The sequence below is a fragment of the Streptomyces flavofungini genome (assembly GCF_014650815.1).
Lineage (GTDB): Bacteria > Actinomycetota > Actinomycetes > Streptomycetales > Streptomycetaceae > Streptomyces > Streptomyces flavofungini.
Genome location: NZ_BMVR01000005.1, coordinates 443,381 through 455,317 on the forward strand (window position 1 = coordinate 443,381; position 11,937 = coordinate 455,317).

The window sequence follows — 11,937 nt, forward strand, 5'->3', positions numbered from 1 at the left end:
AGCGGCATGTTCCAGGGTGCATCGATCGTTCAGCAGACAGGCGTGGCCCTGCTCGCCGCGGTGACCGCGATCTGGGCCGTCACGTTCCTGCACGTGCAGCGCCGCCGTGCGGCCGAACTCGCGACTCCGAGCAGCCCATCGCTCGGCTCGCTGCCGGTCCAGTCGGGACCGCCGCGCGCGGAGTCCGTCGAGCTGACCCCGGACGAGCGCGCCGCGTTCGCCGGTCTGATACGCCAATTCGGCCGCGGCCGGGCCTAGGGCCGGTCCGATGGGTCGGCGCGGCGTCGCGGCCCTGGTGGACCTAGCGGCGCCCGCGGCCCTGGTGGACCTAGCGGGACCTGGTCGCCGGATGCGACCGCGCCCGGCGCGTCATCGCCGACCGCGCCGCGCGCTCGCTGGTGTACACCTCGCACATGTGCCGGCCGTCGGACGTCGCCGTGTGCTCGACCTCCCAGAGGCTGACCTCGGAGCCGTCGAACAGCAGGAACGCGTGCTCGTACAGCGAGAAGCCGAGCCGGGTCTCGCCGCTGAGGCCGGTGCGGCCGAAGGCCTGCGTGATCTGGTGGGCGAACGCCGAGCGCAGCAGTCTCGCCGTGTCGTCGCCGGGCCGGTCCGGGCCCGCCGGGTTCTCCGCGCGGCGCAGCAGTCTGCGGGCGTGGTCGGCGGAGTCGTCCGGCACGTACGTGTGCCGGGGCTCGTGCGGCGGGGCGGCCTGCAGGACGACGGGCAGGTCGCTCGCGGGGGTGTCCGGCGGGAGCGGCAGGCGGGCGGTCGCGACCCCTGCCTCCTCCTCGTCCAGATACAGCTCGTACTGCGCGTGGCTGCCGGGGCCTGTGTTGTGCGCCAACTCCCAGAGGGTGAGCGCCTGACCGTCGGCGAGCAGCCAGGTGTGGCGGTACGTCTCGCGGTGCAGGCCCGCGCTGTGGTGCGCGGAGTGCAGCGAACTGTCGTACGCCAACGCCCGCTCCAGGCGCCGTATGGCCTCGTCCGGCAGGTCGAAGGAGTTCAGGGCGCGGCTGAGCAGTCGCTCGAGGTGCTCCTCGGGGGAGGCAGGCTCGGACGACTCAGGTGGTTCGTACGCTGTCTCGTACGGAACGCTCACGGATACTCCCGGATGCTTCCGGCGTTGCTGCATGTCACCTTGTGCGTGCATACCGTAGCCCCTGGGTCCGACATCATGTCCGGGAACGGGAAAACGATCGAGCCGCACGGCAAGTTCCCGTGCGGCTCGGCTCGTTGACGCGTGAAATCAGGCGGCGCTGCCCGCCGTCCACTCGCTCCAGGACATGTTCCAACCGTTCAGGCCGTTGTCCGGGGAGATCGTCTTGTCCGGCGAGCCCTTGACCGTCACGACGTCCCCGACGAGGGAGTTGTCGAAGAACCACTTGGCGACGGTGTCGCCCTGCGCGCCCTGGACGTCACGGAGGCCGACGCAGCCGTGGCTGGTGTTGGCGCTGCCGAAGATGGAGGGGGAGCTCCAGTAGTTGCCGTGGATGAAGGTGCCGGACGTCGAAAGACGCATGGCGTGCGGTACGTCCTTGATGTCGTACTCGCCGCCGAAGCCGACCGTCGAGCCGTTCATCCGCGTCTGCGTGAACTTCTCCGAGATCACCATCTGCCCGTTGTACGTGGGGTTCTCGGGGCTGCCCGCGGAGATCGGGATGGTCTTGACGACCTTGCCGTCGCGCTCGACCGTCATGGTCCGCGCCTTCACGTCGACGGTGGAGACCTGGGCGCGACCGACGGTGAACGTGACCGTCTTGTCCTGCACGCCGGTCGCGTTCGCCGCGCCCTTCACGCCGTCCAGCTCGATCTTCATCGTCACCTTGGAGCCGGACTTCCAGTACTCCTGCGGTCGGAAGTCCAGGCGCTGGTTGCCGAACCAGTGGCCGACGACCTTCTGGCCGCTGCTGGAGCTGACCGTGATGTGCGACTGCACGGCCTTCTTGTCGGTGATCGCCTTGTCGAAGGTGAAGGACACCGGCATGCCCGCGCCGACCGTGGTGCCGCCGTCGGGCGTGTACGAGCCGATGAAGCTGTTGGCGTTCGACACCGTCGTGAACGTGGCGTTCTCCGTGGCCGGGCGCCCGTCGGAGTCCTTGGCGTTCGCGGTGACCTTGTACTTCGTCCCGCGCTCCAGCTGCGCCTTCGGCTTCCAGGTGCCGCCGTCGGCGGATATGGAGCCCTCGACGGCCGAGCCGGACGTCACGTCCGTCATCTTCACGTCCGTGAGCTTGCCGTCCTTGACCTTCACCCCGGTGGCGTTGATCGAGGCGTCGGTCGCGCCGTCCTTGGACGAGATGGCGATGCGCGCGCCGGACGCGTCCTTCGACGTGTCCGACTTCTTGTCGCCCTTGGCATCGGCGTCGCCGCCGCAGGCCGAGAGGGTCAGCGCGCCGACGGCCGCGAGCGCCGCTGTCGCCAGCAGTACCCGCCGACGGCGACGGGGCTGAGGCTGCTGCGCTGCTGTGTCCGGCGTTGTCACGAGCTGCTCCAAGTGCGTCGTCTGGTCCAGTACGGGTAAAGAGAGCCCCGGCGACGGATTGGTTCCGGCGCGGGCGTGTGAGTGCAGGCACACCAGGGCGCCCCCGTACGACGCTAACAACACTTGATTAAAAGGGACTTAATATCCTTTGCTGATGATGGAGCTATTGCTGGTAAAGATCCCGGTATGCGAGGAATGTTCCTCCCGGGGTCTCCACCGACTCCGCCGCGAGCAGCGCCCCGACGATCGCCCGCGTGACCATGTCCGCGCCCGCCGCGAGGACCTCGTTCAGGGCCAGCGGATCGGCCTCGGCCAGCGACCGGGCGCCGGTCGACAGGGCGAACACCGTGTCGCCGTCGTTCAGCAGGTGCACCGGCCGCACGGCCCGGGCCATGCCGTCGTGCGACGTGCCCGCGAGCTTCTGCGCCTGCGCCTTGGTCAGCGCCGCGTCGGTGGCGACGACGGCCAGCGTGGTGTTCAGCGGCGGCGCCACGTTTCGCGCGGCGGCCTCGGCAAGCCGCCGCCGAGCGGCCGCGTGCACCTCGGGCGAGGGCGGCACCACGATGTCGGCGTCGGCGGCGTCGGCGTTGTCCTCGGTGCCGGTGCCGGTGCCGGTGCCGGTGCCGGTGCCGGTGCCGACTGCGCTGTCCTCAGCGCCGGTGCCGAAGAACTGCCCGTACAGCACCCCCGTCCGCGGATCGATCCCCGACCCCGCCGCGTTCGCCACCACGAGCGCGGCCACCGTGATCCCCGAGGCCAGCACCGTGCTCGCCGTCCCGACCCCGCCCTTGACCTGCCCGACCACCGCCCCGATGCCCGCGCCCACCGCGCCCACGGCCACCGCGTGCCCGCTCTCCCTGGCCGCCGCGTCCACCACCGCCGCCCGGCCCGTCGCCGCGTCCGGCCGCGCCCCGAAGTCGCCCCCGCGCCCCAGGTCGAACACGCACGCCGCGGGCACCACCGGCACCACATGCGCCGGATCCGGCCCGACCCGCACCCCGCGCCCCCGCTCCTCCAGCCACGCCATCACCCCGCCCGCCGCGTCGAGCCCGTACGCGCTGCCGCCCGTCAGGACCACCGCCTCCACCCGCTGCACCAGGTTCCGCGGGTCCAACGCGTCCGTCTCCCGGGTACCGGGGCCGCCGCCGCGCACATCCACCGCCGCGACCGCCCCGCCCTCGGGCGCCAGCACGACCGTCGTGCCGGAGAGCCAGCCGTCACCCAGGCGCCCCGCGTGCCCGACCCGCAGCCCGGCCACATCGGTCAGCCCGCCGGCCCGCCCGGATTCCGTCGGTACGTCACGTGTCGTCATACGGCATGCGTATCACGCGTGTTGACAGTGCCCCGCGACGGCGCCCACGCGACCGCACCCGTGTGGCAGCGCCCACGCGGCCGCACCCGCGCGACGGCGCCCACGCAACGCTCACGCTGCCTCGGCCCGCACCATCCGCGACGTGAGCGTCACCCCGGTCACCACCGCCAGGGCCGCGACGATCCCCGCCGCGAACACCGCCCAGCGGCCCGCGAAGGTGCACGCCAGCACCGCCAACGCCGTCACCGGAAGCACCAGTTGCTGAGCGAGCCCCACCTTGAAGAAGCGCGAGTGCAGCAGCCACACCGTGAACAGGTACACCGCCGCCGGGATCGTCACCGCCGCCGATGCCGCCGTCTCCGAGATGTGCGCCTTGCCGACGGCCTGCTCCACCGCGACCTCGATGCCCGCCCCGATCGCCGCCGCCGACGCGAAGATCACGAAGTGTCCGTAACCCCACAGGAACGCCTGGCTGTTGGAGCGCAGATGGCCGTGGATCGGCACCACGAAGTAGATCCACCAGGCGGCGAAGACCAGGAGGAGCCCGCCCGCGGCGATGGGCAGGACCTCGCCGAGCGCGTCGTTCTCGTCGATGCCCGACTTCACAGCGACCGTCGCTGCGGCGATCGTCTCGCCGAGCACGATGATCGTGAAGAGGCCGTACCGCTCGGAGATGTGATGCGGGTGCCAGGGCGTCGTCCGGGTCCGCTCCGCCCACGTCGGCACCGCCATCTCGGCGACCACCATGACGAGGAACATCCACGCCCGCGCCCCCTCCGGCAGGAGCAGCAGCCCCAGCCAGCCGACCTGGCACAGCGCGACCCCGCCCGCGTACCGCAGCGCCGTGCGCCGCTCGGACCCCGTCGTCGAGGCCGCCGCCCGCAGCCACTGGGTGATCAGCGCGAGCCGCATGATCAGGTAGCCGAGCCAGACGACCAGGAACTCGTGGTCCTGGAAGGCCTTCGAGACCCCGGCCGCGAGCACCAGGACACCGGCGATCTGGACGAGCGTCACGACGCGGTAGAGCGTGTCGTCGTTGTCGTACGCCGACGCGAACCAGGTGAAGTTCATCCAGGCCCACCACATCGCGAAGAACACCATCGCGTAGTTGAGGACCCCCTCGCCCGGATGCCCCTCGGCGACCGCGTGCACCAACTGCACACCGGCCTGGGCGACCGCCACCACGAAGCACAGGTCGAAGAAGAGCTCCAGCGGTGTCGCGGCGCGGTGCTCCTCCTCGCGGCCGCGGGCGACCATCGGGCGCAGCGGGGGAGGTGGTGCGGGCGGTGCGGTCGCGGCACCCGGTGGGGGAGTGGTCGACGTCATGGGCCAACAACAGCAGAGCCCGGCGGCCCGTCCTCCCGCCGCGAGCCGTGTCGGCGCCGGAGCACCCGAGTGGGTGGTGGGAGCGTCCTGCGGCCGACCCTCGACTTCGCCGACCGCCCTCGGCGGGGACTTCCCCCTCCGGGACACCCTCGCGCCGACCTCGCGGCAGGTGGCGACGGCCAAGGAGACCTTCGCCGCCCACGGCCTGCGGGCCGTCTGACGCCCCTCGCCGCCCCGGGAGTCCCAGCCGCCCCGGGAGTCCCCGCAGCCTCGGCCACCCCACCCCCTCCTGGCCCGCCCGCTCCCGGCCCACCCGTCGCCCCCGGCGGACGTACGCTGGAGGCATGAGCACCGCCCCCGCCCCCGAACCGCGCGATCCGAAGGACGCGAAGCCCCGGCAGGACGCCAAGAACCCGGCGAACGCGCTGGTCTTCGACGACCCGCTGGCCCAGCAGTCCTCGGACGACACGGACCGTGGCTGGGGCGAGCGGCCGACGTCGTCCGGCGACAGCGCCGCCGACCTCGCCCGCTTCCTGGACGAGAAGCCGCCCCACCACATCTGAGCCCGCCAGCACCCCTGGGCCCACCAGGACCCCTGGGCCCACCAGGACCCCTGGGCTACAGCCCTGAGCCGCCCGGCCTGCCCGCGCCGCCGGACGCGTCGCCGCCCGGCCGGTCGTCCCCGCCGCTCCGCTGGGCGACCAGCGCGTCGCGGATCTCCTTGAGGACCTCCAGCTCCGAGACCTCGATGACCTCCTGCGTGCCTTCCTTCGCCGCCTGCCGCGCGGCCGCCTTGGCCAGATACTTCGCCATCGGCAGGACCATCAGGAAGTAGACGACCGCCGCGGTGATCACAAAGCTGAGGGTGGCGCTGAGCACCGAACCCCACAGGATCGGGATGCCGCTGACCGCCTCGCCGTTCTTCACCACGCAGGGCGATTTCAGGCACGAGCTGTAGTGGTCGAGATCCTTGGTGCCCATGGCGCCGACCAGCGGGTTGATGACGCCCTTCACCACCGAGTTCACGATGTTCGTGAACGCGGCGCCGATGACCACCGCGACCGCCAGGTCGACGACATTGCCGCGCGTCAGGAAGGCCTTGAAGCCCTGCAGGATGCCCGGATCCTTCTTCTCGCTCACTGCTGAGCCTTTCGTTGCATGTGCGGATTGTGCGGCAAACCGCCTCGCAACCTACGGCAGGGCGTGGCAGCCCTGTCCAATTCCATAACGCGAACGAGGGACTTGACAGGTGCTCAGGTGTGTCGTACTCGCCTCGGCCCCTCGGGCGGGTATGTACCCGGCTCATCGCAGCGTCACCGCGAGCCGCGCGGTCGCGCTCGCCCCGGCAAGCCGAGCCGCCGTCGCACGCGGCACCGCAAGGACGACCAAAGCCCCGCCCTCGGCCGCCGAGTCCGGAGAATCCGGCACCTCGGACACCCGCGCCCCGGCCGCGACCACCCGCGCCGCCCCACCTGGCCGCACCGAACCCGTCGCACCCGTCGCACCCGTCGAACCCGCCGAACCGACCCCCGTGCCGTCCACCCCCGCGCCACCCGCGGCCAAGACATCCACCCGGTCGCCCGGCCGCAGCAGCCGCACCGTCGCCGCGTCCGCGATCCGCACCGGTGCCGTCACCAACCGGGCGGCCCGCCGCGCCCGTTGCGGTGCCGGGTCCTCGCCGTGCTCCCCGGCGGACACGGGCGCCGCCGACCCCTGCGGCTGCGGCCGCCCGGACTCACGCGGCCCCGCGGTGACCAGCGCCGCCGCAGTCATCGCGAGGCCCGCGGCCAGCGCCCGCCGCCGGTGCCGCATCAGGCGCCGCAGCCGCTGCCGCCCACCGCGCACATGCAGCGGGGAGAAGTGCGGCACCTGACAGGGTGGCGGCGCCCCGCCGCCCCGCCCGGCCCCCGACTGTGCGGATGCGTGCGAAGGCGTACGTGATGAGGTGCGCGAAGGGCCCTGCGTCATGACGACCACCACCTGCCGTGAGAAGTGCGGATCCCGGTCCGGATTCCGCTCTCACGATGCAGGCCCACGCCAGATCCCGCTGAGCCCCGTGCACTACTCGCCGGTTGTGGACAACTCCACCACCCGAAGGGGAAGTTCCACCCCGCACCGCCCCATCCCTCCCCAGCTCCGCCCTCCCCAGCTCCGCCCAGCCCAGCCCAGCCCAGCCCAGCCCAGCCCAGGCCCAGCCCAGCCTGGCCTACGGCAGCCGAATCCCCGTCTCCAGCCCACCCAGCGCCCCCACACACAGACACTCCCGCTCCGCTTGCGCGGGCAGCCCCGCCACCGCGTCGAACAGCACCGGCCGGAGTCGGTCCACATTGGCGGCGAAGACCTCGAGCACCTCCTCGTGCGAGACGCCCTCGCCGGACTCGGCGCCCGCGTCGAGGTCCGTGACGAGGGTCAGCGAGGCGTAGCAGAGCTCCAGTTCACGGGCGAGGATCGCCTCGGGGTGGCCCGTCATGCCGACCACGGACCAGCCCTGCGCCGCGTACCAGCGCGACTCGGCGCGGGTCGAGAACCGCGGCCCCTCGATCACCACGAGCGTGCCGCCGTCCACCGGCTCCCAGTCGCGGCCGCGCGCGGCCTTGAGGGCGGCGGCACGGCCCGTCGGGCAGTAGGGGTCGGCCAGCGAGACGTGCACGACCTTCGGCACGGTGCCGTCGGCCAGCGGAAGGCCGTCGAAGTAGGTCTGCTGGCGGGACTGCGTACGGTCCACGAGCTGGTCGGGAACCAGGAGCGTGCCGGGGCCGTACTCGGGCCGCAGCCCGCCGACGGCGCACGGGGCGAGCACCTGGCGCACGCCCACGGAGCGCAACGCCCACAGGTTGGCGCGGTAGTTGATGCGGTGCGGCGGCAGATGGTGGTCGCGGCCGTGGCGTGGCAGGAACGCGACCCGCCGCCCGGCGATCTCGCCGAGGAACAGGGAGTCGCTGGGCGAGCCGTAAGGGGTGTCGACGTGCACTTCGGTGACGTCGTCGAGGAAGGAGTAGAAGCCGGAGCCGCCGATGACACCGATCTCGGCCTGGGTCGCGTTCGCCGTATTCACCATGGCCAGCACAGTAGTCCGGCCCGAAAACGCCGAGGACCCCGCCGTCGTACGACAGCGGGGTCCTGGGAAGAGCTGGGGTCCGGAGGAAACCGGGGTCCCTGAAGGGGCCTGGTCAGGCCGCCGAGGAGCTCGTCGACGACGAGGAGGAGCCCGACGACGAAGACGACGAGGAGGACGAAGACGTGGAGGACGACGTCGACGAAGAGGACGACGAGGTGTCCGACGACTTCGCAGAGCCCGAGGACGACGTCGACGCGGGCGAGCTGCTCGACGACGAGCCGCGGCTGTCGTTGCGGTAGAAGCCGGAGCCCTTGAAGACGATGCCGACCGCCGAGAACACCTTCTTGAGGCGTCCGTCGCAGTTCGGGCACACGGTCAGGGCGTCATCGGTGAACTTCTGCACCGCCTCGAGGCCCTCGCCGCACTCGGTGCACTGGTACTGGTACGTCGGCACTTGCTTCCTCCTGGCACTCTCACTCGATGAGTGCTAACGACGGTCCATAGTGACGTATTCCGCGGGATCAGTCCACCGTCACCGGCGTGCGGTGACCGACGCCACGTGCCACGGTGCGGCTCGACGTCTTCGGAGTGAGCCGGGAGCGCAGCGACAGGAGCACGGCCAGCGCGAGCACCGTGCCGCCGAGGGGCACCAGGAATCCGGCGCCGTCCCAGAAGCGGTCCTCCAGCTGTCCGGCGACCGTGACGGCCGCCGCCTGCCCGAGCGCGACCGCGCCGGTGAGCAGGGTGAACGCCTCTGTGCGCGCGGTCGGCGCGACCAGGCTGTCGACCAGCGTGTAGCCGGTGATCAGGGCGGGCGCGATGCAGACGCCGACGAGCAGGCCGAGCCCGGCGAGCAGCAGCACGGAGTGCGCGGCCCACAGGCCGGACGCCATCAGGGTCAGCCCGGCGTAGCCGAGGACGAGCCGCCGCTGCGGGGCGATCTTCCAGGCGATGGCGCCGCAGGCGATCCCGGAGAGCATGTTGCCCGCGGCGAACGTGCCGTACAGGACGCCGTTCAGACCGGGCTCACCGATGGACTCGGTGAAGGCGGCCAGGGACACCTGCATGCCGCCGAAGACGGTGCCGATGCCGAGGAACGCGACGATCAGGACGCGTACACCGGGCACCCGCAGCGCCGAATCGTGCGCTACGCGCGCGTGGCCGTCGGCGGCGGGCTGCGGCTGGGTGCTCTTCTGCGCGGCGAACAGCAGACCGCCGACGAGGGTGAGGCCCGCTTCGGTGAGGAGTCCGGCCGCTGGGTCGATGCCCGTGCAGAGCGCGGTGGCGACCAGGGGGCCGAGGACGAAGGTCAGCTCGTCGGTGACGGACTCGAAGGCCGCCGCGGTCTGGGCGAGCGGGGTGCCCTGGAGCTTGACGCCCCAGCGGGCCCGCACCATCGGCCCGATCTGCGGGGTCGAGGCGCCGGTCGGCACCGCGGCCACGAAGAGGGCCCACAGGGGCGCGTCGGACAGCGCGAGCACGGTCAGCGTGATGCCGGACGCGGTGTGCACGAGGACGCCGGGCAGCAGGACGGCGCGCTGCCCGAAGCGGTCGGCGAGCTTGCCGGTGAAGGGCGCGAACAGGGCCATGGAGACGCCGGTGACGGCCGACACCGCACCGGCGGCCCCGTACGAGCCGGTGGTGTGCTGCACGAGCAGCACGATGGAGATGGTGAGCATCGCGAACGGCTGTCGCGCGGCGAATCCCGGAAGCAGGAAGGTCCAGGCGCGGGGGGTGCGCAGAAGTTGTCCGTAGCCCGGGCGGGGTTCGGTGACCGTGGACACCACGGCCCTTGCCTTTCTGCTGCCTGGTAGCGCGGCCGCTTTTCCAGGGCGACGGCGCCGAGAGCTGTCCTCTTGCGCAGAACTGCGGTAGATACCGGTCGCCCACTGCGAGGGCGCCGCGGCCGCCATACGGTCGCGCCAGCTCTGCGTCAGACAGAGTTGGTTCGATCAGTGTCGGTACCGAAGACAGATGTGTCGGTACGTTCAGAGTGTGCCTTCATCGTACAGGTGTCGCGCAAGCCGCACCTGTGATTACGAGAAGTGAGACCCCCGCCACCTGCGATTGCCCCCGCAGCCCCGAACCCCCCGCAGCCCCGAACCCTCCGCAGTCCCCGAACCCTCCGCAGTCCCCGAGCCCCCACAGCCCCGAACCCCCACAGCCCCCGAACCCTCACCACCCCCCGCGGCCCCCGATTCCCCCGAACCTCAGGCCGTCCCCGGCCTCACCGCTGCCCACCCGGCAGCCCCAGCCAGCCCACCAGCTTGCCGCCCTGGGCGACCGCCCGCAGCCGCGCCTCGGCCGCGTCGCGCACCGGGTCCGTGGCCACCACCAGGAGCTCGTCGCCGTTCCGCAGCACGGTCGACGGGCCCGGTACGAAGGATTTGCCGTCGCGCACGATCAGGGTGACGGCGGAGCCCGTGGGCAGCCGCAGCTCGCTGATCTCGACGCCGTGCAGCCGCGAGCCCTCCGGGACGGGCACCGAGAGCAGATGGCCCCGCAGGCGCTCCAGGGGCGCCGACTCGATGCCCAGGTCGGAGGCCTCCGCTCCCTTGCCGATGCGGAGGATCTTGGCGAGGCCCGGCAGCGTCGGCCCCTGTACCAGGGTGTAGACGACGACGAGCACGAAGACGATGTTGAAGATCTCCTCGCTGTCGTCGACACCGTTCACCATCGGGATCGTGGCGAGAATGATGGGCACGGCGCCGCGCAGCCCGGCCCAGGACATGAGTGCCTTCTCCTGCCAGGGCATCCGGAACGGCAGCAGGCTCAGCACGACGGACAGCGGCCGGGCGACCGCGGTCAGGATGAGCCCGATGACCACCGCGGGCCAGATGTCGTCGAGCAGCCGGTGCGGCGTGACCAGCAGGCCGAGCAGGACGAACATGCCGATCTGGGCGATCCACCCGACGCCTTCGGCGAATCCGCGGGTGGCCGCCCAGTGCGGCAGCTTGGCGTTGCCGAGCACCATGGAGGCCAGGTACACGGCGAGGAATCCGCTGCCGTGGGCGAGGGCCCCGGCGGCGTAGGCGGCGACGGCGATGGCCATCACCGCGATCGGATAGAGACCGGACGCGGGCAGCGCCACATGTCTCAGCCCGTACGCGCCGAGCCAGCCCACCGCGAGGCCGATGGCCGCGCCGATGGCCAGCTCCAGGGCTATCTCCCCGACCAGGACGTACCAGTGGTGCACCGGTCCCGCGGTGGAGAAGGCCACGACGAGGATGACCACCGGGGCGTCGTTGAACCCCGACTCCGCCTCCAGGACCCCCGTGATCCGGGACGGGAGCGGCACCCTGCGCAGTACCGAGAAGACGGCCGCGGCGTCCGTCGAGGACACCACCGCGCCGATGATGAACGCCTGCCGCCAGTCGAGCCCGACCAGATAGTGCGCTCCTGCGGCCGTGACGCCGACGCTGGCCGCGACGCCGACGACGGCCAGGGAGGCCGCGGCGGGCAGCGCCGGCTTGATCTCTGTCCACTTGGTGCCCAGGCCGCCCTCGGCCAGGATCACGACGAGCGCCGCGTAGCCGATGACCTGGGTGAGCTGGGCGTTGTTGAAGGTGACGTTGCCTATGCCGTCCTGGCCCATGGCGACGCCGATGCCGAGGTAGAGCAGCAGGCTGGGCAGCCCGCTGCGGGAGGAGAGGCGCACCGCGACGACCGCGACGAGCAGGACGAGCGAGCTGATGAGCAGAAGCTGGTTGAGGTCGTGGACAGACAGGGGCCGATCCTTCCGTCGTGCGAGCCGTG

At 71.8% G+C, this 11,937-nt stretch carries 13 protein-coding genes; 3 read left to right on the plus strand and 10 right to left on the minus strand.

The annotated features are described in order from the left end of the window. The first annotated feature begins 6 nt into the window (after window positions 1-6). Window positions 7-258 carry a hypothetical protein gene (locus IE274_RS15400; RefSeq protein WP_190116284.1) on the plus strand — a complete coding sequence of 84 codons (252 nt, stop codon included), beginning with the start codon at window positions 7-9 and terminating at the stop codon, window positions 256-258. A gap of 70 nt (window positions 259-328) precedes the next feature. Here the strand turns inward: IE274_RS15400 and IE274_RS15405 are convergent, their stop codons facing one another. From IE274_RS15405 to IE274_RS15420, 4 genes are all read right to left on the minus strand, one after another. Beyond that, window positions 329-1,102, minus strand: a complete 774-nt coding sequence (locus tag IE274_RS15405; RefSeq protein WP_190116285.1) for a DUF6227 family protein — start codon at window positions 1,100-1,102, stop codon at window positions 329-331. Between the two features lie 147 nt (window positions 1,103-1,249). Next, window positions 1,250-2,485 carry a L,D-transpeptidase gene (locus tag IE274_RS15410; RefSeq protein ID WP_307821991.1) on the minus strand — a complete coding sequence of 412 codons (1,236 nt, stop codon included), beginning with the start codon at window positions 2,483-2,485 and terminating at the stop codon, window positions 1,250-1,252. Between the two features lie 163 nt (window positions 2,486-2,648). Continuing rightward, window positions 2,649-3,797: a P1 family peptidase gene (locus IE274_RS15415; RefSeq protein WP_190116287.1), complete on the minus strand. Its 1,149-nt coding sequence runs from the start codon at window positions 3,795-3,797 to the stop codon at window positions 2,649-2,651. Between the two features lie 111 nt (window positions 3,798-3,908). Further along, the gene (locus IE274_RS15420) at window positions 3,909-5,123 is read right to left on the minus strand and encodes a low temperature requirement protein A (RefSeq protein WP_190116288.1); all 1,215 of its coding nucleotides are present in this window, start codon (window positions 5,121-5,123) and stop codon (window positions 3,909-3,911) included. Here IE274_RS15420 and IE274_RS15425 point away from each other — a divergent pair. Together IE274_RS15425 and IE274_RS15430 are read left to right on the plus strand one after the other, a co-directional pair. After that, window positions 5,122-5,343, plus strand: coding sequence for a hypothetical protein (locus IE274_RS15425; protein WP_190116289.1), 222 nt, complete (start codon window positions 5,122-5,124; stop codon window positions 5,341-5,343). The two genes, IE274_RS15420 and IE274_RS15425, sit on opposite strands and share 2 nt — an antisense overlap. Before the next feature lie 124 nt (window positions 5,344-5,467). Further along, window positions 5,468-5,686, plus strand: coding sequence for a hypothetical protein (locus tag IE274_RS15430; RefSeq protein WP_190116290.1), 219 nt, complete (start codon window positions 5,468-5,470; stop codon window positions 5,684-5,686). 55 nt (window positions 5,687-5,741) lie between these two features. Here the strand turns inward: IE274_RS15430 and IE274_RS15435 are convergent, their stop codons facing one another. The 6 genes from IE274_RS15435 to IE274_RS15460 all read right to left on the minus strand — a co-directional run bounded on the left by IE274_RS15435 (window position 5,742) and on the right by IE274_RS15460 (window position 11,908). Continuing rightward, the gene (locus IE274_RS15435; RefSeq protein ID WP_190116291.1) at window positions 5,742-6,263 is read right to left on the minus strand and encodes a large conductance mechanosensitive channel protein MscL; all 522 of its coding nucleotides are present in this window, start codon (window positions 6,261-6,263) and stop codon (window positions 5,742-5,744) included. Window positions 6,264-6,425: 162 nt separating this feature from the next. Further along, window positions 6,426-6,992 carry an RcpC/CpaB family pilus assembly protein gene (locus tag IE274_RS15440; protein ID WP_372446990.1) on the minus strand — a complete coding sequence of 189 codons (567 nt, stop codon included), beginning with the start codon at window positions 6,990-6,992 and terminating at the stop codon, window positions 6,426-6,428. Window positions 6,993-7,329: 337 nt separating this feature from the next. Beyond that, complete coding sequence (locus IE274_RS15445) at window positions 7,330-8,181, minus strand: S-methyl-5'-thioadenosine phosphorylase (RefSeq protein WP_190116293.1); 852 nt, start codon at window positions 8,179-8,181, stop codon at window positions 7,330-7,332. A gap of 112 nt (window positions 8,182-8,293) precedes the next feature. After that, window positions 8,294-8,635 (minus strand): FmdB family zinc ribbon protein, encoded by a 342-nt coding sequence (locus IE274_RS15450; protein WP_190116294.1) that lies wholly within the window; start codon window positions 8,633-8,635, stop codon window positions 8,294-8,296. 67 nt (window positions 8,636-8,702) lie between these two features. Then, window positions 8,703-9,968, minus strand: a complete 1,266-nt coding sequence (locus IE274_RS15455; protein WP_190116295.1) for an MFS transporter — start codon at window positions 9,966-9,968, stop codon at window positions 8,703-8,705. A 440-nt stretch (window positions 9,969-10,408) separates the two neighbouring features. After that, entirely contained in the window at window positions 10,409-11,908 is a 1,500-nt protein-coding gene (locus tag IE274_RS15460) for a potassium/proton antiporter (RefSeq protein ID WP_190116504.1), read from the minus strand. Between the last annotated feature and the right edge of the window lie 29 nt (window positions 11,909-11,937).